Below are 22,052 nucleotides of genomic sequence, written 5' to 3' on the forward strand. Positions count from 1 at the left end.
CTGTGACAAGTTCCGGCGGCTCAGGAGGCGAGACCCCACTGCTCGAGGTTCCACCAGGGACCGCTGCTGGGGTTGATGGACAGCGGGCCGCCGATCTTGGTGTTCCAGAGCAGGACGTTCGGGATCGCGCTCAGCGGAAGCGAGTTCGCGTCGCGGGCCAGGATCCGGTCGCCCTGCTTGGCCGCGGCGATCCGGGCGCCCTGGTCGAGGCTCGTGTCCAGCGTGCCCAGCGCGCGGTCCAGTTCGGGGGAGCTGATCCGGGCCAGGTTCAGCCCCGAATTCCCGTTGGCCGCGGAGGGAATCGTGGCGGTGCTGAACGACTGGCCCAGCGAGGGCTGCGGGAAGGTGTCCACCAGCGTCCACAGGCCGAGCTGGTAATTGCCGCTCGGGGCGGCCTTGCTGAACAGCTCCGCCGCGGTGGTATTGGCGATGGTGAGCTCGAACCCGGCGGTTTTGAGCTGTTGCTGCAGGATCTGCTCGGTCAGCTCGCGCCGCTTGTTCCCGGCGAGCGACGCGACGGAGAACGCCGCGCGCTTGCCGTTCTTGGCCCAGATGCCGTCGGGGCCTTTCGCCCAGCCGTCCCCCTGCATCAGGCTGGCGACCTTGGCGAGGTCGAGGCGGTACTGGCTGAAGTCGGCGCCGCTGTACTGCGGCAGGATCGGTGTGAGGAAGCTCTGCGCGGACTTGGTGACGCCGAGCGCGCCGTAGAGCCGCTTGACGATCGCGTCCCGGTCGACGGAGTAGGACACCGCCTGACGGAACACGGCCGAGTCGAAGGGGAACTTGCCGTTGTTCATCCAGAGCGCTTCCAGGTTGCCCGACTGCGGGTCCACTGTGGAGCGAGCGCCTGGCACGCCGTTCTTGATCTGGTCGACCGAATCGAGCTGCGGAGTCGGGTACAGCGCGTCGAGCTGGCCGCTCTTGAAGGCCTGGAACGCGGCCGCGGTGTCGGCGGTGAACTGGAAGGTCACCTTGTCCAGCTTCGGTTTCTCGCCCCAGTAGTTCGGGTTCGGCACCAGGGTGACCGAGCTGCCGCGCTTCCAGGAATCGATCTTCCACGGGCCGCCGCTGAAGCTGTAGCCGTCCTTCATGAGCGCGTCGCGGTCCTTGCCGGCGAGCAGGTGGCTCGGGAGGATCCCCACGGTGTCGCTGAAAAGCGCGCGCCAGTTGGCGTAGGGGCCGTTGAAGGTCACCACGGCGGTCTTCGGATCGGGGGTGTCGACGGACGCGATCCGGTCGTACCCGGTCTTGTCGAGCACGTCTTTGCCGTCGCGGATCTGCAGCGCGGTGTACTTCAGGTCCTGGGAAGTGATCGGTTCCTTGTCCGACCAGACCGCGGCCGGGTTGATCCGGTAGGTGACCTTCTGCTGTGTCCCCGCGGTGGCGACGGCGGGTTCGCCGGCGAGTACGGGGGAGGGGACCGGGCCCCAGGCACCGCCGGTCTTGCGGGGCACGAACGCACGGGGAATCGTCGGCACGTCCATCAGGTAGGTGCCCCAAATGGACCCCGCGCAGGTCGAAATCCAGTCCGCGCAGTCGGGTTCCTGCTCGGCTCCGATCACAATGGCGCCGCCCTGGCGGACCGGGACCGCCGGGCCCGTCCCGTTCGCGTTCGCCCCTGGCAGTCCGCCGCTCGTGCACGCCGTCGCGAGCAAGGCGACGGCCGACGCGGCGCCCGCCAGGCAGGCGCGGTGTCGCGAGGTGATCCGGGTCGTCATGTTGCGGCCTTTCTTTTCGGCCCCCTGAACTGACTGAGCGCGCAGGTGCCGGACGACGGCAGCGCGATGTGGAGGAACTGTAAGGGCACGTCAGAAGGTTTGCAAGGGGTATGGGCACGGTTATAGTCATCGTTATTGACTACAGCTCTGCCGCGACGGCCGGGACGGCGTGCGAGAATGCGGCGCACAACGAGGAGGGGTGGATGGCAGGTACACGGCAAGGCAAGCAACCGCCGAAGACGGGCCGCGCGCGCCGGCCTCGGGACAGCCTCAGCCGCGAGGCGATCCTGGAGGCCGCGGAGACGATCGCGCTGCGAGACGGCCTCGGCGGGCTCACCTTCCAGGCCATCGGCGCCGAACTGGACGCGCACCCGACCTCGGTGTACCGCTACTTCCGCGACAAGGACGAGCTGTTCCTCGAACTGGTCGACGGACTGCGCGCCCGCTCCTACGGCGGCACGGTGAGCCCGACGGACGATTGGCGGGCCGACCTGTGGACGATTTCCCAGCGGGTGCGCGAGCATTACGTGCGCTACGCGTCGTTCGCACAGGAGATGGTCATGCGCACGACCCGGCGGCCGGTGGAGTTCTCGAACGTCGAGTTCACTTTGGACGCTTTGCACCGGGCCGGGCTCGAACCCGCCGAAGCGGTCGTGGTCCAGCGCGCGCTGGGCAACTTCGTCCGCTCGGTCGCCAGCCTGGAAGCGGCTTTCCAGGCGCTCGACCCCGAGGTCCGGAAGAGGGACGAGCTGGCGTGGCAGGTCGAATACCGCCACCTCGACCCGGAGCAGTACCCGGCCATCGCCGCGCATGCCGATCTGCTGCCGAGCCTCAGCTCGCCGGTGGCGTTCGACACCGGCCTGGAGATGATGCTCGACGCGATCGAGCTGCGGGCGGAGCGGTCACGCCGCCGGCGGGAGGGGATCGGCGAGGGCGTCGAGCAGTCCGGCGACGAGGCGGGCCCGGCGGCCGAGTGAGGCCAGGTCGGCCCATTCGTGCCGGGCGTGCGCGCCGTCGCCGTCCGGCCCGAGGCCGTCGAGCGTCGGAATGCCCAGCGCCGCGGTGAAATTCCCGTCGGAAGCGCCGCCGGCCGCGGCTTCGGCGACGTCGCCCAGCCCTTGGCGCTCCGCGATCCGGCGGGCAAGGGCGAGCAGGTCCCGCGACGATTGTTGTTCCAGCGGCATGCGGTTGATTTCCCCGCTGAGCGTGATCGACGCGCCGGGCACGACCGGCGTCAGCTCGCCGAGCCTGCGGTGCACCCGGTCCAGCTCGGCTTTTTCCCAAGCCCGCACGTCGACGCGCAGCGACGCCGCGGCGGGCACGGCGTTCGTGACCGTGCCCGCGGTCGCGACAGTCGGCGTCACGGTGGTTCCCTTGGCCGGATCGCCGAGCCGGTGCACGGCCAGCGTCTGGTGGGCCAGTTCCAGCAGCGCGTTGATCCCGGACTCGGGCTCGAGCCCCGCATGGGATGCCCGCCCCGTGATGTCCACGCTGTAGAAGGCCCCGCCCTTCCGGGCCGTTTTCACCGCGCCGCCAAGGCTCGGTTCCAGCACGAGGACCGCGGCCGCCTCCGCCGCGGCTTTCTCGATCAGCGCCCGGGAAGTCGGTGACCCGATCTCCTCGTCGCCGGTCACGAGCATCCCGACGTGCGCGGTGTCGGCTGCCAGCGCGAGCGCGTCCAGTGCCAGGACCAGGCCGGCCTTCATGTCGAACACGCCCGGTCCGGTGGCCCGGCCGTCCGCCGCCCGGAAGGGGCGGTCCGCCAGGGTGCCCAGCGGCCAGACCGTGTCCGCGTGCCCGAGCAGCAGCACGGCGGGCTCGCGGACGGGGCGCCAGAACAGGTGCGGCGTGCCGCGTACGGTCACGATCTCCGCCGGGCGGCCGAAGAGCGGATCCCCCCATTCCCGCAGGAGCCGGTAGCACCGCAGCAGTCCCTCCGCGTGCGCGGACGGCGTCTCGGCCGAGACCAGCTCGGCCAGCCGGTGCAGAGTCAGGTCGTTGTCCAGCTGGGGCACGGGAGAGTCCTTTCGGCGCAGGTCAGCTGCCCGCAAACGCTAATCAATAAGATTGACTATGACAAGGGCTATCTCCCTTGCGTCAGCTCCGGCGATGTGCGATAACGAGAGGAAGCCCCGTGACCCGAAAGGCATCTCGTGACCCGCTTGCGCACGATCCGCAACGTCATTGACGGCGAGCCCGCCGACGCGCTCGACGGCCGTGAACTGTCCATTGTGGATCCCGCCACCGGGCGGATCCACGCCACCGCGCCGCTCTCGGGCCCGGCCGACGTCGACGCGGCGATGGACGCGGCCGCGAAGGCTTTCGAGACTTGGCGGTGGAGCACGCCGGCGACCCGGCAACGAGCGCTGCTGGACATCGCCGGCGCCGTGGAATCCCGCGCGCACGAGCTGACCGAGGCGGAGTGCGCGGACACCGGAAAGCCGTTCGCGACAACGCTGACCGAAGAGCTGGGACCGTGCGTCGACCAGCTCCGGTTCTTCGCCGGCGCGGCGCGGGTGCTGGAAGGCCGGGCCGCGGGGGAGTACCTGCCCGGCCACACCTCGTTCGTCCGGCGCGAGCCGGTCGGGGTGTGCGCACAGGTGACCCCGTGGAACTACCCGCTGATGATGGCGGTCTGGAAGATCGCGCCCGCGCTCGCCGCGGGGAACACCGTGGTGCTCAAGCCGTCCGACACCACGCCGGGCAGCACGGCGTTGCTTGCCGGGATCGCGGCCGAGTTCCTCCCCGCAGGGGTGTTCAACGTCGTCCTCGGCGACCGGGATACCGGGCGTGCCCTGGTCGCCCACCCGCGTCCGGACATGGTTTCGATCACCGGTTCCGTCCGAGCGGGCAAACAGGTGGCCGAGGCGGCCGCGGCCGGCGTCAAGCGGGTGCACCTGGAACTAGGGGGCAAGGCCCCGGCGGTCGTGTTCGCCGATGCCGACCTCCCCGCCGCGGCCCGCGCGATCGCCGAAGCCGGGTATTTCAACGCGGGCCAGGACTGCACGGCCGCGAGCCGGGTGCTCGTCGCCCGCGAAGTCCACGACGAGTTCGTGACGGCGCTGACGGAACGAGCGGCGGCGACGCCCACCGGGCCGGGGCGGTCCGACAGCTTCTACGGCCCGCTCGCCAGTGCGGACCAGCTCGCCAGGGTCGCCGGCTACGTCGAACGCCTCCCGCCTCATGCCGTCGTCCACCACGGCGGCCATCGCGTGGGAGACGTCGGGTATTTCTACGCTCCCACGGTCGTCTCCGGCCTGCGCCAGGACGACGAGGCGATCCAGGAGGAGATCTTCGGCCCGGTGATCAGCGTCCAGCCGTTCGACAGCGAGGCCGAGGCGACAAGACTCGCCAATGACGTCGAGTTCGGCCTGGCGTCCTCGGTGTGGACCCGGGACCACTCGACCGCCATGCGAATGTCGGCGAAACTCGACTTCGGCGTGGTGTGGCTCAACACGCACATTCCGTTCGTGGCCGAGATGCCGCACGGCGGGTTCAAACATTCCGGCTACGGCAAGGATCTCTCGCTGTACGGCCTGGAGGACTACACCCGGATCAAGCACGTCATGAGCGCTTGGGCGTAGCGGACGCGGGCTGCCGGCGTTCTCTCCGAAGGCAGCCGCCGAGTCGTCCGTGAGGGGAACCCTGAGGGAATCTGATTCCCTCAGGGTGCCCCTCACAGTCTTGAAAGAATGGCCATTCTGGTGCCAATCGGGCATTTCATCGACCGGAGTGTCCTTTATGGACGATCGGCCGCCAGTTCTCGTCCGTGCCGGCCTGGCCGGACAAGCAGTACCAGATTGCCGCGGCGCACGGGTATTCGCCGGTCGCGACGAGTATGCGGCCCGGCGCGGCGTTCGACGCGCGACAGCTGTCGAATCATCGCCGGGCGAGGACTGACTCGCGTCGAGTGCGGACGGCGCCCGCGCCGTCCTATCGTCGGGCGATGATGACCTCGAAGGCACTCGCCGACCGGCTTTCCGCGCTGGCCGGGAAGTTTTCCGTCGCGGGCGCGTCCGCCGCGCTGTGGCACGACGGCACGCTGGTCCGCGCCGAGACCGGGACGGCCAACGCGGCGACTGGCGCCCCGGTGCGCCCGGACACGTTGTTCGCGGCCGGTTCCATCACGAAGGTGTTCACCGCGTCCCTGGCGATGACCCTCGTCGACGAGGGGCTGCTCGACCTCGACGCACCAGTCCGGACGTACCTGCCCGATTTCCGGCACACGAATCCCGGGCGGTTCGCGGCGATCACCGTGCGGATGTTGCTGAACCATTCGTCCGGCCTGCCCGCCAACTACATGCCGGACCTGGTTCCCGGCGAGGACGCGCTCGAGCGGCTGATGCCGGAGATCGGTGCGTTGCCGATCGTCGGAGAGCCCGGCGAGCGGTGGTCCTACAGCAACATGGGGATGAGCACGCTCGGACGGCTGGTGGAGGTGCGCACCGGGCAGAGCTACGACGCCGCGTTGCGCACCCGCATTCTCGAGCCGCTCGGTCTCAACGCGACCGCCGACGCCGACGAGATGGTCCTGCGCTCGGCCGCCGCGGGGCACACCGTCGACCCGGACACCGGAGAGGTGACGCGGGTGCCCCGGCTGCGGCTCGGCCCGGAGAACGGCCCGGCGGGGTCCCGGCTGTGGCTCGACGTCGAAGCCCTGATCCGGTTCGGGCGGATGCATTTCGACGGCACCGCCCCCGACGGGAGCCGGATCCTGAGCCGGGCGGCGCTCGACCGGATGCGCGAGCCGCAGTTCGACGACTTCTGGGGATGCTTCCCGATGTACCGCAACTACGGGCTCGGCTGGGCGATCGTCCGCGGCGGCCCCGACCCGGTGCTGTCGCACGGCGGCGGGAACCTCGGCATGGCGTCGAACCTTTTCGTCCTCCCCGGGCAGAAGGCGGTACTGGCGGTGCTCACCAACAGTGCGACCGGGCCTCAGCTGCATTCCACGCTGTGCGCGGAGGTGCTCGAAGAGTGCTTCGACGTGCGCGGCCCGGAGCCGGTGCCCGCGGCGGCGACCACGGTCGAGATCGACTCCGAGCGGTTCATCGGCCGGTACCAGGCCCCGCACGGGCAGGTTTCGGTGGACGTGCACGACGGCCGGCTCTGCCTCCAGGTGACGCCTGAACCGAAGCTGGCCGAATGGGAGAAGGTGATGGGCAGCCCGGCGAGCAAGCCCGAACCCCTGCCGTTGCGCTGTGTCGACGGCGAGCGGAATCGCTTCCTCATGGACCTCGGCGGTCCGGGTGCTTCGGTTCCGGTCCAGTTCTACGGCACCGGCCCGGACGGACGCCCGGCTCTCGTCCGGGTGATCACGCTCTACGAGCGGACGGCCTGAACGACAACGGCGATTCCGGAACATCGACGGAAAAGGAGCCTGAAATGGCGCAAGGAGACGGCGGGCAGGAGCCCTCGGCGGTCGCGGAGCTGGCCGATGCCGCGTGGACGCATGTGCTGACGACAGAGCCGTACTACGCACTGCGGACCGGCGCGCCGGTCGAACACCTGCCGCGAGGCACACTCGACGAAGCCGCGCGGGAAGCCGCCGTCGGCACGCGCATCCTCGCCGGACTGAACAACCTCGACTTGACGCACAGCACCGCGGCCGACCGGGACACCGCGGCCCTGCTGCGGCACATCGCCCGGGAATGGGCACGCGCGGAGGACTCGTGGTGGTGGTCCTTCCCGGTCGCGCCTTACCAGACCTACGAGCTGTCCATCTACGGCCAGCAGGTCCTCCGGTCGTTCGTTTTCGCCGACGGGTCCGATGTGGACCGGTTCCTGTCGCTGGTCGCCGACACGGCCGGTTGGGTGCGCACGGCCCAGGACAAGACGGCCGAACAGGCCGGAGCCGGCTGGGGGCTGCCGAGGCCCGCACTGCCCGGTTTCGTCGCCGCCGTGCGGGGCCATCGCGCGGCGGCCGAAGAGTGGGTGCGTATCGACGAAGCCCGCACACGGCAGTTGTCCGCTGCCCAGCGCGGCCGGCTGCGCGACGGGCTGGACCGCCTCGTCGCCGACGAGTTGCGGGCCGCCTTCGACGACCTCCTCGGTTACTTGGCCGGCCCGGCCGAAGACACCGCTGTCGACGAAGTCGGCCTCGGGCAGTATCCGGGCGGCGAAGCGGCCTACCGGCATTTGGTGCGCAGCTCCGCGACCTTCGACATCGAGCCGGAGGAGGTGCACCGGCTCGGGCTCGAACAGGTCGGGGAACTCACCGAGCAGATGGCGAAGGTCCGTGCCGAAGCGGGGTTCGACGGCGGCGAAGCGGAGTACCGGCGGTTCCTCGAAAAGGATCCGCGGTTCCACGCCGTCTCCGCCGAGGACGTCGCCAGCACGTACCTGCGGCACATCGGCGCCGTGGAGCCGGTCGTCGGGCAATGGTTCTCCGTCCTGCCGCGCGCGCCTTACGGCGTCGAGCGGATCGACCCGGCGCTCGAACCGAGCCTGTCTTACGGGATGTACGAGCCGCCGACCCCGGGGAACCCGACCGGCCGCTACCGGTACAACGGTTCCGGGCTGGACACCCGGTCGCAGATCAACGCCGCCGCGCTGATCCTGCACGAGCTGGTGCCGGGCCACCACTTCCACCTGGCCCGGCAGGCCGAGGACGCGCGGCTGCACCCGATCCGCGCGCAGTTCGCGCCCATGATGCTGCCCGCGTATTCGGAAGGGTGGGCCGAATACGCGGCGACGCTCGGCTTCGAGATGGGCGTGTACGACGATCCGTGGGACCGGTACGGGGCGTATCAGCACCAGCGGTTCGTCGCCCAGCGGCTGGTGCTGGACACCGGCCTCAACCTGCTCGGCTGGACGCTGGAGAAGGCCCGCGAGTACATGGCGGCGACCACCATGGAATCGGCGGAGCAGATCCGCACCGAGACGCTGCGCTACTCGACCGACATCCCGGGGCAGGCGCTCGGCTACCGGCTCGGCTGCCTGAAACTGCGGGAACTTCGCGACCGCGCCAAGACCGCGCTCGCCGCCGGCTTCGACGTCCGCGATTTCCACGAGGTGGTCCTCGGCGCGGGCACGCTGCCGCTGGACGCGGTCGAGGACAACGTCGATCGGTTCATCGCGGAGCGCTCGGCGAGGTGAGCCGCGCGGCCCCGGCGGTCGCGCGACAGTTGTAGCTCCGCGGGGGCGCGAACGTTCGGCAATCGTCGGCTGCGCCCGGGCCGGGCGGGGCGTGAGAATTTCCGGTAACCAAGGCGTGCGCAGGAGGTCGCGGTGGAGTTCATGTCCCAGGAACACGTCGACACGATGAACGAACTGCTGGCGAGTTCGGCGGAGGTGGCGGCCGCGGCCCGGGAGCTGTCGCGGGAGTACGTGCTCGCTTACGAACTCGACGGCGGCCCGGACGACGGTGCGACCGTGTACTGGCAACTGCGGCTCGGCCCGGACGGCTCGGCGTTCGCGCTCGTTCCGGCGCCGCGGGCGGACGTGCGGCTGCGCGGCGACTGGCGGGTGGCGCTGACGGCCTACGCGCGCAGCAAGAACGGCGAGGAAGCGGACGATCAGCTGACCGCGGACGGCGATCTCGAATCCTTCTTCGCCGCGGTAGGCCCGCAGTTCGCCGCCGCGCGGAAGGCGGCGACCGTCCCGACCACCTTCCCGGTCTGATCCGCTTCGCCCGATCGCAGAGGAGCACCTCCCGATGACTGCTGGCCACGCCGGATTCGATCGGTTCATCAACGGTACCGCGGAATTCGTCCACGGAGGCGCGATCCTGCCCGCCTGGTCTCCGGACGGCACGGCGCTCGCCTACCTCGACGGCACGGCCGAAGACCGCACCGGTCGTCTGGTCGACTTGGCGACGGGGGACAACCGGCCGCTGATCGCCGACGTCGAGGCACTGCGCGAGGCCGTCCGCGAGGCCACCGGCCAGACCCCGCCCGGACGCGGGTTGCCGTTCGAGCACATCGGTTTCGCCGGTCCGCGCACGGTGGCCGGCACGGTCGGCGGGGTCCAGGTGCTCGTCGATCTGGATCGCGGCGAGGTCGCCAAGGCGCCCGGCGAGCGCCCGTCGGACATCCACCAGGGGAGCGCCGACAGCGTCCGGCAGACCCCGCGGGAGTTCTTCCGCAGCGTGCCGCTGGTTGATCCGGTGAAGGCGCGGGAACTGGCGTCGCCGGACGGCACGGCGTTCGCGTCGACCGCGGGGGGCAACGTCGTGCTGCGCTCGACGGCCGACAACCGGTCGGTTCCGCTGACCACCGACGGCACCCCCGAGCACGAGTACTGCTTCGACCTGGTGGACCCGCAGCTGGCAGTGCTGGGCCTCGCCTTCCCGGTGTGCAACTGGTCCCCGGACGGGTCGCGCCTGGCCGTCTACCGGGTCGACAACCGCGGCGTGCACCAGTCTCCGCAACTGCACAACTTGAAACGCGAGGACGAAGTGGTCCGTCGCTACCACGCTCAGGCAGGCGGGCATCTCGAGCGCACTGCCTTGCATGTGCTCGACATCTACGGCCGCGCACCGGTGCAGCTGGACCTCGGCGACACGACCGACACCTACCCGGTGCACGCGGCCTGGCTGCCCAGCGGCGACCGTCTGGTGGTGTTCGTGCTGAGCCGGGACTGCCGGCGGGCCGACGTGCTGCTCGCCGACGCGAAGACCGGCGCGACCAGGCCGTTGTTCAGCGAGGAGAGCGAGACCTTCCTGCGCATTCACCACGACGTGTACTTCGGCAGGAAGATCGGTCTCTTCCTGACTCCGGACGGCACCCGGCTGCTGTGGCTGTCCGAACGTTCCGGCTGGAAACACCTGTACCTCTACGACCTCGAAGGCACTCTGCTCCGGCCGCTGACCGAGGGGGAGCTGCCGGTCGACTACGTGCACCGGGTCGACGACGAGTACGTCTACTTCACCGCACATCAAGACCAGGAGCGGCCCTACGACCTGCATCTCGCGCGGGTGCCGCTGGCGGGCGGCCCGGTCGAGCAGCTGTCCGAGCAGCCAGGGGTGCACGGGATGATGTTCGCGCCGGACGGCTCGGCGTTCGTGGACACCTGGTCGACCCCCGCCGAAGCCCCCCGCAGCGTCTTGCGCAAAGCGGACGGTTCGCTGCTGTGCGAGCTTTCGGCAGCGGACACCTCGCACCTGGAGTGGACCCCGCCGCGGGAGTTCACCGTCATCGCCGCGGACGGGGAAACCGAACTGTGGGGGACCCTGTACTTCCCGGCCGGCTTCGACGAGTCCCAGCGATATCCGCTGATCGAATACGTTTACGGCGGCCCGCAGATCTCGGTCGCGCCGCATTCTTTCGACAGCCCGTTCAGCCGGGCTCCGCATGCGCTCGCGCAACTGGGCTACGTCGCTTTCGTGGTCGACGGGCGAGGCACTCCGGAGCGTTCGAAGGCGTTCCACGACGTGGTGCACCGTGACTGGGCCCGCGGCCTGGTACCCGATCACGCAGCCGCGGTCGAGCAGCTGAAAGCGCGGCACGCCTTCCTTTCCGACGCGAAGGCCGGGGTGGTCGGGCACAGCTGGGGCGGATATTCCGCATTCCGCCTCGCCGCGGAACGGCCGGACGTCTACGCCGCCGCGGTGTCTTCCGCGCCGGGATTCGACCCGTACTCCTCGGTGCTCTACGAATGCTATCTGGGCTTCCCGCAGGACGACGCCGAAGCGTATCGCCGAGCTGAAGTATACCCGCTGGCCGGGCAGCTGGCGGCGGAATTCATGCTCGTCTGCGGGACGATCGACCACGCCACCTGGACCGACAGCATCAAGATGGCCGAGGCATTGATCCGGGCCGGGAAAGAACACGAGTTCGTCGTCCTGCCGGGGCAGCCGCACGGTTACGACTCGATCCACGACGGCTATTTCTGGCGCAAGGTCGACGGGTTCTTCCGGACGCACCTGAAGAAAGAGGGGCAGCGGGATCGTTGACCGCCGGGGAGGAAGCGGACCGGCTTTCCGGCGAACGCCGCAGCGGCAGCGGTGCTTCGCGTAGCGCGCGTTGGTCCCGTGCGGGGGAAGGATGCGAACGCGGTCCGGACCGGTGATGAGTTCGCGCTCGTCAGGGGTGAGCCCTCCGCGAAGTCCCCAAGGGTCGCATCGTCCAGTGCTTCGTCGAGGCACGCCGTTCGGACCGGGCACGAGAGGCAGATTTGCCGACATGCTGCGACGTCACTGGGTTCCGTGGAATGCCAGTCAAGCTCTGGATAGTTCGCGCATGCCGCCCACGCGTGCCATCGCACCGGTGAGGAAGTCATTGTGAATTCGGGTAGTTGGAGGATCCGCGACGGCGTGCACGCGAACTGAGCAGCGCCAGCCGTTGGAAGTGTTCCTTCCTCGCGTGTGCTGCTCGTTTCGTCCGATCGTCGATGCTGAGTTCTCCCGTCGGGTCGACGAGCTTCTCGAAGCGGTCAAGCGCTGCTTTTCGTGCGGGTGCGGTTCGTCGAGTTCGATCTGGGGTCCGAGCCCACGACGCGTTCGCGGCGATGCGCGCGCGGAGGATTCTCTGTGCTGGCGTCAGTCCTTGCTCGGGTGCGTCGTGGTCCGTCATGGGTTCCTCCGGACGAAGCGGGTGTGCGGAGGGGAGGGCGGGTATCGACATCAGCGGGACTCACGTGGTCAGCCGGTGGAGAGCTGCCCGCCCGTCGGCTGGAGTGGCTTCGATCTGTCGGTTACCAAGGCCGAGGGACCACCATGTCGCCAGTCGCGGGGCGGCCGACAGCAGTGCTGAAGTGGAACAGGTTCTCGTCCGGAGGTTGGCGAACGCGGTGTTCGTTGACAACCCGATAAGCGGCATGAGAGTACGTTCCTGCGGTCTGAACACCATCCTGGAGTTCGCTCCTTCGGAGGCGAGCCCGTAGCGGTGTGCGGTCACTAGATCGTGCCGAATTGCAGACGCGAGCACCCAGGCTGCGGCGAAGATCGCCGGAACTCCCTGTTCGATGTGGGACTGCCGTTTCTCGACTACGACATCGAGATCCGACGCATGATTTGTTCAGCAACGCGATCGAACCGCTCAACGCCCGCTATCGGCGAGCGATTCGCGCTCGCGGGTTTTTCCCGACTGAGCAGGCAGGCGATGAAGTTTCTGTACCGTGACCTGCAGCCTTCGCCTGACCGGCACAGGCCGCGCCCGATGGACAGATGCGCTGGAAGCCGTACTCAACACCTTCGCCATCTCATTCGGTGACCGATGGCACGGCGCAACAACCTGCTGATCTGCAACGCTGGACACGCGCCGATCCTGGAATGGGTCCCGACGACGAGAACCGCAAGGTGCGGCCGACCCGCACGACTGCCCCGCCGTACGGGTTCGTGTGTCGGGATGTGCGTTGCCCTGCGATTGCTGGGATCACTGGATCTCCGAGCAGCGGCTGGAGCTGGTCCGCGTCCTTCTGGCGGCGGGTGCGGGCGCCGGCGCGGTTCGGTATGATGCAATGCATGTTCGGTCGCCGACGAGTCGTCCAGGACGAGGTAGTCGCGGATCTCATGAAGCGCTTCTTCCGTGTCAACTTCCCAAGTCTGGAAGATGTCGCGAGGGAATACGGGAATTTCCTCTGGAACGATCAGGCCAAGGGCTTGGTCCGGCAGGAGGAGTTGTCTCGATCCCGTTTCCATGTCGGTCTGTCGATTTCCGACTGCACTGCCAGCTTCGCTCGGATCACCAAGCAGGCAACGCTTGTTTCCGACACCCTGCTACTTTCTCATGATTGGACTGGGCAATTCCACGACCTCACAATGCCCCGTTCCAGGCTGAGGGGCGCAACGGGGCCGCGCAAGCATGCCCCGGCCTTCGGCGTAGAGGTCGACATAGGCGCCATCTCGGATGCAAGGGAGTGGGAAAACCGCGCTTCCCGGTCGGAGACGTACGGGATGTTCTGCCCGGACCTGCCCGGTCTCGGGCAATGGATCATTGATGCCAAACCGCTGCTCAAGGCGGGATTGGCTTGGTACCTGCCTAGTTACTCGACCGCCAAACTCCGGCGGTCTCGTGACGGGCGCATGAAGGAGATCCCGCGCAGTGTCCGTCCAGAGCAGGTGAAAGCCATCGACTACCTGGTCAGGGATGGCCGGGCCATCGATGCCTCCGGGGCGGAGCCGATCAAGAGCCAGTTCGTCCGCCCTGTCCTGCAAACCGAACTTCCTTTTCTTGCCGGCGTCGACTTGCGAGACTTCAGCAAGATCACAATCGAGGAGTTCGGTTCGTACTCGGCTTTCCGCGACTTCCTCCGGCGGAGCCTGTTGGAATTGGACGATTCCCTCAACGACACCCAATCGGAGAGGGAGATGCTCAAACTGGGACTGCGGATCAACGACGAGGTCCGGGCGGCCCGTGCCGAGATGACGAAGGTCCGGCGCAAGCGTGCGGTGGCCGCCAGCGGCGCGGCCCTCGGATCGGTCGCGGCGATCCTCGTCGCGGTCTACGGCCCAGCCTTGCAGGCAGCGATCACGGCCCTCGGCGTCAGCGGCGGCGTGTGGGGCGTCATCAACGCAGCGGCCGACAACAACGCCCGCGCTCTTCGCGAGGACAAGTGGTACTACGTCTGGGCGTTGGCCCACAACAGTGCTTGAGTGCCGCGATACTGGCGGTCCACGCGGCTGAAGGCTCGTGGACGTCGTGAAGCCGTTGTCGCAGTACTGCGCCCGGCTGTGTTGGACAGCCGCAGTTCTGCCCGAACACGTAACGTTTGTACGTTCTACACCGGTTGGCCGATGGGGCGAGTTGGCCGGGCAGCAGTACGACGCCCAGAAGAAGGCGATTGGCATCCAGGCGCCACTGAAGGAGGTGGGCGGTGTACTCAAGGAGTACGGCAAGCCGATTGCCGAGACCGAGGCAGTCATCCCTGTTCCCTCGTCGCGGCGACGTCGAGGGTGCGGCAGGACGGTAAGGGCCGGACCAAGGCCCCCAGCGGACACCCGATGGGTGGAGCTGCCACCGAGCATCGCGGTGTTCTACGAGCTGTTGCTCGACGGCCACGCGTATCTGTTCGTCTTCGGACCCCGGAGGGCATCCATGGGGGCGGGCGAACTTCCGGCAGTGTTACTGGCGGCCAGCCTCGAACGCGTCCACACCGACAACCCGAGTGCTCGTGATCACGTGCTGGCGATCTTGCCCTGGTTCACCTTCCACGAAGGCTGCCACTCCCACACCACCTGGCTCACCGAGGACGGCGTCCCCGAGGTGACTCGCCGGCGCGGCTGGGGCAAAGATGAAGGGCATCGCCCGGATCTACGACGATGTGTCCGACGTCATGCGCAAGCTGAGGCAACTGGCGCGGCTGCGCGCTGAAGCTGGCGACGCCCGCGAGGAGGTGCCGATCATGGAACAGTCCCCATCCGCCATTCGGCAGAAGGGGGCGTTCGCGGCAGTAGGAGGCTGACGCGCAGGCACCGTCATCGAGAACGTGTTCTTACACCGACGCCGAGCTGCAAGGCGGTCCTATCGCTGGCAACACGGTGATCCCAGGACCTTGGCAACTGGCGGATCCCCGTGCTGCCGCGCGGCGGCGTGCTGGCGGTCGAGGCGCGATCAACCTCGCGGCATGACTTAGTACGGCCGCGCCGGCCGCCAACCTGACCCCGCTCTCCTCTCTGGCGCTCGTCGACATTCTGGTCGAGGCTGGCCTTCCGGCGGGCGTCCTCAACGTCGTGTGCACGACCAAGCCGTCCTCTGTGGTGTCGCCGTGGATGTCGAGCGGCATCGCGCGCAAGATCAGTTTCACCGGATCGACCCAGGTGGGTGTCCGTTTGCTCGAACAGGCTTCCCAGCACGTGATGCGCTCCTCGATGGAGCTCGGTGGCAACGCACCGTTCCTCGTCTTCGAAGACGAGGACCTGGACCGCGCTGTCGAAGGCGCGGTCGCGGCGAAGATGCGCAAGATGGGAGAGGCATGCACTGCCGCGAACCGGATCTATGTTCAGCGCTCCGTCGCAGACGATTTCGCCCGCCGTCTCGCCGCCCGGCTGGGTGCACTGACGGTCGGTGACGGCGCCGAGCCAGGCACCGAGGTCGGACCGCTCGCCGAGGAGAAGGCTCTGCGGAAGGTCCAGGCTCTTGTTGACGACGCCGTGGGCAAAGGCGCGAAGGTCGTCCGCGGCGGCAGCCGCCCGGAAGGCTCTGGTTACTTCTACGCTCCGACTGTCCTTTCGGACGTCTCCACGGAGGCGAACCTCATGACCGAAGAAATCTTCGGGCCGGTAGCTCCGGTTGTCCCGTTCGACACGGAGGAAGAGGCTGTCCGGCTGGCCAATGACACGCCGTGGGGACTCGCTGGCGACCTGTTCACTCAAGGACGTGGACCGCGGCTTCCGGGTGGGTGAAGCACTCGAGGGCGGCATGGTCGGCTTGGACACCGGCATCGTCTCCAATCCGGCGGCGCCCTTCGGCGGCATCAAAGCCTCGGGGCTGGGCCGCGAGGGTGGACGGGCAGGGATCGACGAATTCCTCGAGTACAAGTACATGGCGGTCCCGCGCGCGTAACCTCGGAGGCTGGTGCGGGGTGCCTGGACGGAGCGGGACGCTGCTCCAGGCCTTCGCGTCTGCCTGGGTCCGCCGGAAGGTGAAATTGGCAGTATCTCACATGGTGGGATATTGTCGATATCGTGACCGAATCACGGACTGCGGACAGCGCGAGCAGCCTGGCCAAGATGCTGCACGTTTTGCGGCTGTTCAGCGAAACAGAGCCCGTATGGTCGACGGCCGACATCATCGAGGCGCTGGAAACCTCCAGGTCCACCGGGTACCGCTACCTCAAGATCTTGCACGAAGCGGGACTGCTCACCGCGGTGCGCAACGGCTACTACAGTCTCGGCCCGCGGATCATCGAAATGGATCTGCAGATCCGTTTGACGGACCCGCTGCTGCTGGCCGCTGAGGGGGTCCTCGAGGACTTGGTGGACAAGATCGGGCACTCGGCGCTGCTGTGCACTGCGTTTCGCGATTCGGTGCTGTGCGTAGGGGAGTGCCGTGCTCCGCAGGGTCCCGAGAACCGGTTTCTGCGTGGGCAGCGGCGGCCGCTGTTCCAGGGGGCGGTCTCGAAGGTGATCCTGGCGTACCTGCCCCACCATCGCCTGCGGGCTATCTACCCGCGCCAGCGCAAGGAGATCGAGAACGCCGAGCTGGGCAGCGACTGGAGCGAATTCCGCGCCAAACTCGGCAAAATCAAAAAGGACGGCTACGCGCTGACCGCGGGCGAGTTCAATCCCGGCGTCTACAGCGTGGCCGCGCCCATCCTCACTGACCAGAAGGCTTCTTTGGGCAGCGTCGGCGTCGCCTGGGACGAGAACAAGCGGCGCGGCGTCGACGTTGAGCACGCAGTACTCGCCGTCAAGCAGGCGGCGTCGACCATTTCGGGACGTCTGCTGGAAAAGAACCTGACTGGTGCGCCCGAAGGCGACGGGCCGGCGGAGTCCGCGGAAGCGGGCTGAAGCCCTGCTTCACCACAGCCTCGGAGCTTCGTCTGAATCGAGTTCGATGCCTCGCATGACTAGTTTCAGGTACTGGTCGGCGAGCTGGTCGACGCTGAGCCGCCCGGACGGTGCGAACCATCGGACGGCGACCCAGATGGCGTCGCGAAGGAATTGATACGTCAGTTTCGTGTCGAGATCTTTGTGGAAGGATCCCTGCGCGATGCCGGTGTCGAGCACCTTCACCCAGATTCGGCGGACTTCGTTCTCCACCTTGGTGAGGTACGCGAACCGCGGCAGTTCGGCGAGATAGCTCCGCTCGTTCTGCAGGATCGTGATCGCCGCGCGGTGCGGTTCGAGCGAGGCGAACGCGGCGCGGACCAGTTCGCGGAGCGCGGTGCCCGGATCGGTGTGCTCTTTCACGATCGACTTGTACTCCCTGACGATGCCGTCGAGGTAGGTGGAGAGGATCTCGTCGGCGATCGCCTCCTTCGAATCGAAGTGGTGGTAGAGGCTGCCGGAGAAGACGCCCGCTGCCTCGCCGATCTGGCGGACTGTTGTGGCCCTGAACCCGCTTTCGGCGAAAAGTTCCGCGGCGACCTCGACGAGAGCCTGACGGCGTTGCGAGCTGCTCTGCTTCGATTCGGCCGCTCGCGCTTCGGTTCGGGTCGCGGAGCTGCCTGCTTGGCGTTTCGTGGCTGCCATGTGCACCAGTATCCCCTGTCCTTGGGCAAGCGCTCGGTAGACCCGCCGAGGCGCACGAGGCGGAAGGGCCCCTCCCGTTTATACCAAGCGTTTGCTCAGTATACGCGCGACGGGCGACCCGGTGAAGGTATGTAGCTGCATAAACAGGCCCTGGACAGCGGAAACGTGGGATTCGCGCTACTTCGGCGGAGCGTCTCGGCGCGGGCACTCGAGCACGAATCGGTCGATCGGGACCAGGTCCGCGGCGGCGTTGCCGAATGTGCAGTAGGTGACCTTCATCCGCGTCTTGTCACCAGGACCGCGGCCCGGGTCGACGTCGAAGGCCGCGAACCCATGGGTGTTGGCGCGGTCCTGCACCGATGCCCACGGCGCGTCCTCGGTCAGCCAGACCGAGTCGTAGGGGCCCGGCAGAACCGGGCTCGGCCTGTCGCTCTTGGCGATGATCACCCGGCCTTGCGGCCGCTCGAACAGGTCGCCGTTGCTGGTGGCGAAGTTTCCGCCGCTGCCGATCACCATGTGCATCGTTCCGCGCGAGGTGTCGATGACGTCTTTCCGGGTGGAGGCCGGCGTGGGGGTGCGAGTGTCGTTCGGCAGCCAGCCGCGGAGCGGGTGCGAGCGTTCGTAGTGGTGGTCATGGCCGCTGACAACGAGGTCGACGCCGTACTTGTCGAATAGCGGGCCCCACGCCTCGCGCACTCCGAGGTCGCTGCCGTTGCCGTGCGCCGCGCTGGAGATGTAGGGCTGGTGCATGGTCACGACGATCCAGTCGATGCGCCGGTCGGCGCGCGCATTCCGCAGTTCCTTCTCGCGCCAGCGCTGTCGTGCGCCTGTGGAGTAGCCCCGCACGTAGCTGTCGGCACCGTCCTGGAACGCCACGTCGTCGTTGCTGAGGCTGATGACGCGGACCGACCCGGCGGTGAACGAATACCACAGTCCCCGCGTGTCGGGGTTTTCGTCGGCGTCCGACGCTGGCGTCTGGAAGTAAGCCTGGTAAGCCGCGTATCCGAGCGGACCGTTGTCTTTTTCGTTCTCATGGTTTCCGACGCAGGGCATCCACGGCCGGAACCGCGCGGATCGGCTGTTGCTCACGAACCAGTCGGTCCACGTGTCGGTGCGTTCGCCGCCGCTGTAGGCGGTGATCGCGGCGTAGCAGAGATCGCCGTTGACCAGGTTGTACAGCGGTGCCACGCGTTCGACGGCTATCGCGATGTCCGACGATGCCGGGCTGCCGGCCTGATCGCTGCTGTAGAGCGGGTGCGGGCGCCGGTCGGCGAGGCGGTGCCCGGCGGGAGGTGCACGACCTTGCGCAGATTGGAGGTGCCCTGGTCTCCGAAGCTCGTGAAGGTGAACGGGAACCGGCCGCTCGGCGCGGTCCGGAAAACCCCGCTGTCCGGCGGTGAGCCCTCGTGGCCGGCGAAGCAGCCGTACTCCTCGTCCGGTCGAAGGTCCGTCAGCCTCGCGTGGCGGGCATACACCGCTCTTCCGGAAAGTCCGTCCTTGTAGTACTTCGTTTCAGCCTCGACCGTGCGGCCGATTCCTTGCGTCACAGGGCCGAACCGCACCAGCGGCCGGGCGACCGGCCGCGGGGTGAACCACGAGACCACCACCTCTCGCGAGGCGTCGGCACCGAACTGCAGGTGCAGCCCTGTCACAGTTGGTGCGCCCGCGGTGGATGAGCGCTTCCAGAGCATTGCCGAGTCCTTCCCGTCGCCGTCGGCGGGCGGCGTTGCTTGTGCCTTTCCGGCGAACGCGCCGGCGAGCCCGACGGCCGCACTGCCGGAAATGAACGATCGGCGCTTGAGGTTCATGGTTGCCTTCCTCTGGCCGGGGCGCTGCTGCCCGGTCGACGGTGGACGTCGCTGCGGATCGGTGGCGTGCGTCTGGGGCGACGCGGGCCATCTGGGTGAAGGGAGCGACGTCCCGGGACCGCAGGGTTCCCAGATTACAAATCATGTGATTGGATCACTCGATCGAATGGTGTGAGGCTGAAAGGTAGCCCAACCGGTCGGAGGCGGCAATGTCCCCAGGTCTGCGCGGAATCGGAGCCGGTGCGGTCGCTTGCTGCGCGCTCTTGCTCAGCCCGACCGCGGCGATGGCTGCGCCTGGCGGCGACCCGCACTCGGTTCTCGATCGCGGCTCTTCCGCGGGTTCGCGGTCTCTCGCTGCGCAGGTCGTGCGCGAGGGAGACGCGTGGTGTCTCGATTGGGAAGTCCGGAACCGGGGGCCTGTGTCGGTCGCCGGTTCCTTTGATCGAGGACGGAGCTGGGACCGCGTCGCGCAGGTCGCCGGACACCACCCTGCAGTCCCCGCCGACGCCGCGGCTCCGCGTCCGTGGTTTCGCCTGCAGTCCGGCGGCAGCTCTGTGGTCGTAGCGGCCCGATCGCTCGTCTTGCCCAGTGTTCCGAACCTGCGCGATCTGGGCGGCTACCGGACAGCGACGGGCGAGTGGGTCCGGATGGGGCTGCTCTACCGGTCGAACGCGCTGACCTTGTCGGCCGCGGACAAGACGACCGCTGACTCTCTCGGGCTCCGGTACGTCTACGACCTTCGCACGGCAGCCGAAGCGGGCCAGGCACCGGACGTGGTTCCGGCTGGTGCGACTCGTGAACTCCATGACGTCATGGGTGCCGGTGTTCAAGGCCCCGCGCCCACGACACCCTTGCAGGCTGCCGACACCATGCGTGCGATGGAACGGGTTTTCGTGGACGATCCTGCCTCGCGGGCCGAGTTCGGCGCCGTGCTCGCAGACCTCGCGACACGAGACGGCGCGCAGCTGTTCCACTGCACCGGCGGCAAGGACCGGACCGGTTGGGCGGCTGCGGTGGTGCTGACTCTGCTCGGCGTCGACCAGGACGCAGTCATGCAGGACTACCAGCTATCCGATCGATACGTTCTCGAAAGTCCTGGCACACAGGCATACCTCCCCGCGGGCTCGGCCTGACCCCGCGGGCGATCTCCCGTCTGCGCTCCGCCTTTCTCGAATCCCGGCGCTGAGGCGGCAACACGGCGAAAGGATCCACAGTGGATGATGCAGTCGCCCTGACCGACAACCGATTCGGCCTGTTCATCGCTCCGTTCCATCCGCTGGACGGAGATCCGACTCTGCAGCTCCGGCGGGACCTGGAGCTGGCTGTGCTCGCCGACGAACTCGGCTTCGACGAGGTCTGGTTCGGCGAACACCATTCCGCGGGCTTCGAGACGATCGGTTCGCCCGAGCTCATGATCGCCGCGGCGGGGGAGCGGACCAGCCGGATCATGCTGGGCACCGGGGTGAACTCGGTCAGTTACCACAATCCGCTGATTCTCGCCGACCGGATCGTGCAGTTAGACCATCTCACCCGGGGGCGGGTCATGATGGGCATCGGTCCGGGGCAGTTGCCTTCCGACGCGTTCATGCTCGGGATCGACCCGCTGCGCCAGCGCGACATGATGGCCGAAGCCGTCGAAGCTCTCCTGCCGCTGCTGCGGGGCGAGAAAGTCACCAAGCGGACGGAATGGTTCGACTTGCGTGAAGCAGCCGTGCAGCTGCTGCCTTACCGAGGGCGGGATATCGAGGTCGCGATCGCGTCCGTGTATTCCGCGACCGGGGTGACCCTCGCCGGGCGTCATGGGCTCAGCGTGTTGTCGGTGGCGGCGTCGGATCTGCGGGCACGCGGCCGGCTGGCCGGGAACTGGGCGGTGCACGAACAAGTCTCGGCCGATCACGGCCGAACCGCCCGGCGCGGCCGGTGGCGGGTGGTGGGGATGATGCACCTCGCGGAATCCCGCGAGCAGGCGCGGCGTGAAGTCGAGTGGGGAGTGCTGGGCTCGACCGCGTATTTCGAGGGATTGACAGGCAAGAAAATGCCGTGGCGGTCTTCGCCCGAGACGGCGGTGGACCAATGGACGACCGAAGGTCTGCCGAGCTGGGGAGTCGGCATCGTCGGTACACCGGATGACGCGATCGCCGCCATCGAAAGTCTCCAGCGGGAAACCGGCGGCTTCGGCACGTACCTGCTCAACGTCCACAGTTGCGCGCCATGGCAAGCGACCAAACGCTGCTACGAGCTGTTCGCGGAGTACGTGATTCCGCATTTTCGGCAGGCGAACCGAAACCGGGCGGCCAGCATCGCCTGGGCAGGAGACAACAGCCAGCGGTTCGTCGGGCGGATGACGCAGGCGATCGAGCAGGCGACCCAGAAGTACGGTGCCTGACATTGCTGTGACCCAGTTATCACCGCACAAAATAGTAGGACGTCCTACTATTCAGGCAGGCTGAC

At 67.9% G+C, this 22,052-nt stretch carries 17 protein-coding genes and 2 pseudogenes; 13 read left to right on the forward strand and 6 right to left on the reverse strand.

Translation table 11 applies throughout. The features are described 5' to 3' along the window. Positions 1-20: 20 nt before the first annotated feature. Positions 21-1,718: a peptide ABC transporter substrate-binding protein gene (locus ACFSVL_RS16540; RefSeq protein ID WP_378305042.1), complete on the reverse strand. Its 1,698-nt coding sequence runs from the start codon at positions 1,716-1,718 to the stop codon at positions 21-23. A gap of 203 nt (positions 1,719-1,921) precedes the next feature. Here ACFSVL_RS16540 and ACFSVL_RS16545 point away from each other — a divergent pair, with 203 nt between their 5' ends. Beyond that, a complete protein-coding gene (locus ACFSVL_RS16545) occupies positions 1,922-2,695 on the forward strand; it encodes a TetR/AcrR family transcriptional regulator (protein ID WP_378305044.1) in 774 nt (257 codons plus the stop codon). On the opposite strand, the gene ACFSVL_RS16550 is transcribed toward ACFSVL_RS16545, so the two are convergent. Then, complete coding sequence (locus ACFSVL_RS16550) at positions 2,621-3,733, reverse strand: M20/M25/M40 family metallo-hydrolase (RefSeq protein WP_378305046.1); 1,113 nt, start codon at positions 3,731-3,733, stop codon at positions 2,621-2,623. The genes ACFSVL_RS16545 and ACFSVL_RS16550 overlap by 75 nt on opposite strands. Positions 3,734-3,880: 147 nt before the next feature. On the opposite strand from ACFSVL_RS16550, the gene ACFSVL_RS16555 reads away from it, so the two are divergent. The 5 genes from ACFSVL_RS16555 to ACFSVL_RS16575 all read left to right on the forward strand — a co-directional run bounded on the left by ACFSVL_RS16555 (position 3,881) and on the right by ACFSVL_RS16575 (position 11,613). Then, positions 3,881-5,302, forward strand: coding sequence for a gamma-aminobutyraldehyde dehydrogenase (locus tag ACFSVL_RS16555; protein ID WP_378305387.1), 1,422 nt, complete (start codon positions 3,881-3,883; stop codon positions 5,300-5,302). A 362-nt stretch (positions 5,303-5,664) separates the two neighbouring features. Further along, entirely contained in the window at positions 5,665-7,059 is a 1,395-nt protein-coding gene (locus ACFSVL_RS16560) for a serine hydrolase domain-containing protein (RefSeq protein WP_378305048.1), read from the forward strand. Positions 7,060-7,103: 44 nt separating this feature from the next. Then, positions 7,104-8,816 (forward strand): DUF885 domain-containing protein, encoded by a 1,713-nt coding sequence (locus ACFSVL_RS16565; RefSeq protein WP_378305050.1) that lies wholly within the window; start codon positions 7,104-7,106, stop codon positions 8,814-8,816. Between the two features lie 141 nt (positions 8,817-8,957). Further along, the gene (locus ACFSVL_RS16570) at positions 8,958-9,341 is read left to right on the forward strand and encodes a hypothetical protein (RefSeq protein ID WP_378305052.1); all 384 of its coding nucleotides are present in this window, start codon (positions 8,958-8,960) and stop codon (positions 9,339-9,341) included. 34 nt (positions 9,342-9,375) lie between these two features. Further along, positions 9,376-11,613, forward strand: coding sequence for a S9 family peptidase (locus ACFSVL_RS16575; RefSeq protein ID WP_378305053.1), 2,238 nt, complete (start codon positions 9,376-9,378; stop codon positions 11,611-11,613). On the opposite strand, the gene ACFSVL_RS16580 is transcribed toward ACFSVL_RS16575, so the two are convergent. Beyond that, entirely contained in the window at positions 11,544-11,939 is a 396-nt protein-coding gene (locus ACFSVL_RS16580) for a WhiB family transcriptional regulator (protein WP_378305055.1), read from the reverse strand. The genes ACFSVL_RS16575 and ACFSVL_RS16580 overlap by 70 nt on opposite strands. Before the next feature lie 692 nt (positions 11,940-12,631). Here ACFSVL_RS16580 and ACFSVL_RS16585 point away from each other — a divergent pair. From ACFSVL_RS16585 to ACFSVL_RS16605, 5 genes and pseudogenes are all read left to right on the forward strand, one after another. After that, positions 12,632-12,899 (forward strand): annotated as a pseudogene (locus ACFSVL_RS16585) (transposase); the annotation flags it as partial. Positions 12,900-13,122: 223 nt separating this feature from the next. Beyond that, positions 13,123-14,253 (forward strand): hypothetical protein, encoded by a 1,131-nt coding sequence (locus tag ACFSVL_RS16590; protein ID WP_378305057.1) that lies wholly within the window; start codon positions 13,123-13,125, stop codon positions 14,251-14,253. A gap of 638 nt (positions 14,254-14,891) precedes the next feature. Next, complete coding sequence (locus ACFSVL_RS16595) at positions 14,892-15,062, forward strand: hypothetical protein (protein WP_378305059.1); 171 nt, start codon at positions 14,892-14,894, stop codon at positions 15,060-15,062. 181 nt (positions 15,063-15,243) lie between these two features. Then, a pseudogene (locus ACFSVL_RS16600) lies at positions 15,244-16,162 on the forward strand (aldehyde dehydrogenase family protein); the annotation flags it as partial. A gap of 167 nt (positions 16,163-16,329) precedes the next feature. Then, positions 16,330-17,109, forward strand: coding sequence for an IclR family transcriptional regulator (locus ACFSVL_RS16605; protein WP_378305061.1), 780 nt, complete (start codon positions 16,330-16,332; stop codon positions 17,107-17,109). A 9-nt stretch (positions 17,110-17,118) separates the two neighbouring features. Here the strand turns inward: ACFSVL_RS16605 and ACFSVL_RS16610 are convergent, their stop codons facing one another. From ACFSVL_RS16610 to ACFSVL_RS16620, 3 genes are all read right to left on the reverse strand, one after another. Next, on the reverse strand, positions 17,119-17,793 hold the full coding sequence (locus tag ACFSVL_RS16610; protein WP_378305063.1) for a TetR/AcrR family transcriptional regulator: 675 nt from the start codon (positions 17,791-17,793) through the stop codon (positions 17,119-17,121). A 177-nt stretch (positions 17,794-17,970) separates the two neighbouring features. After that, on the reverse strand, positions 17,971-18,981 hold the full coding sequence (locus tag ACFSVL_RS16615) for a metallophosphoesterase (protein ID WP_378305065.1): 1,011 nt from the start codon (positions 18,979-18,981) through the stop codon (positions 17,971-17,973). Between the two features lie 11 nt (positions 18,982-18,992). Then, positions 18,993-19,601, reverse strand: a complete 609-nt coding sequence (locus ACFSVL_RS16620; protein ID WP_378305067.1) for a fibronectin type III domain-containing protein — start codon at positions 19,599-19,601, stop codon at positions 18,993-18,995. Positions 19,602-20,182: 581 nt separating this feature from the next. On the opposite strand from ACFSVL_RS16620, the gene ACFSVL_RS16625 reads away from it, so the two are divergent. Both ACFSVL_RS16625 and ACFSVL_RS16630 read left to right on the forward strand, forming a co-directional pair. Then, entirely contained in the window at positions 20,183-20,734 is a 552-nt protein-coding gene (locus tag ACFSVL_RS16625) for a tyrosine-protein phosphatase (protein ID WP_378305068.1), read from the forward strand. A gap of 80 nt (positions 20,735-20,814) precedes the next feature. Further along, positions 20,815-21,987: an LLM class flavin-dependent oxidoreductase gene (locus tag ACFSVL_RS16630; RefSeq protein ID WP_378305070.1), complete on the forward strand. Its 1,173-nt coding sequence runs from the start codon at positions 20,815-20,817 to the stop codon at positions 21,985-21,987. Positions 21,988-22,052: the final 65 nt, after the last annotated feature.

This window comes from Amycolatopsis silviterrae (assembly GCF_042684085.1).
Classification (GTDB): Bacteria; Actinomycetota; Actinomycetes; order Mycobacteriales; family Pseudonocardiaceae; genus Amycolatopsis; species Amycolatopsis silviterrae.

Coding starts and splice junctions, on each gene's coding strand:
- ACFSVL_RS16605 (WP_378305061.1), top strand. CDS start 16,330: ATGCTGCACGTTTTGCGGCTGTTCAGCGAAACAGAGCCCGTATGGTCG.
- ACFSVL_RS16545 (WP_378305044.1), top strand. CDS start 1,922: ATGGCAGGTACACGGCAAGGCAAGCAACCGCCGAAGACGGGCCGCGCG.
- ACFSVL_RS16610 (WP_378305063.1), bottom strand. CDS start 17,793: ATGGCAGCCACGAAACGCCAAGCAGGCAGCTCCGCGACCCGAACCGAA.
- ACFSVL_RS16565 (WP_378305050.1), top strand. CDS start 7,104: ATGGCGCAAGGAGACGGCGGGCAGGAGCCCTCGGCGGTCGCGGAGCTG.
- ACFSVL_RS16570 (WP_378305052.1), top strand. CDS start 8,958: ATGTCCCAGGAACACGTCGACACGATGAACGAACTGCTGGCGAGTTCG.
- ACFSVL_RS16580 (WP_378305055.1), bottom strand. CDS start 11,939: ATGACTTCCTCACCGGTGCGATGGCACGCGTGGGCGGCATGCGCGAAC.
- ACFSVL_RS16560 (WP_378305048.1), top strand. CDS start 5,665: ATGATGACCTCGAAGGCACTCGCCGACCGGCTTTCCGCGCTGGCCGGG.
- ACFSVL_RS16540 (WP_378305042.1), bottom strand. CDS start 1,718: ATGACGACCCGGATCACCTCGCGACACCGCGCCTGCCTGGCGGGCGCC.
- ACFSVL_RS16590 (WP_378305057.1), top strand. CDS start 13,123: ATGTTCGGTCGCCGACGAGTCGTCCAGGACGAGGTAGTCGCGGATCTC.
- ACFSVL_RS16575 (WP_378305053.1), top strand. CDS start 9,376: ATGACTGCTGGCCACGCCGGATTCGATCGGTTCATCAACGGTACCGCG.
- ACFSVL_RS16595 (WP_378305059.1), top strand. CDS start 14,892: ATGAAGGGCATCGCCCGGATCTACGACGATGTGTCCGACGTCATGCGC.
- ACFSVL_RS16620 (WP_378305067.1), bottom strand. CDS start 19,601: ATGAACCTCAAGCGCCGATCGTTCATTTCCGGCAGTGCGGCCGTCGGG.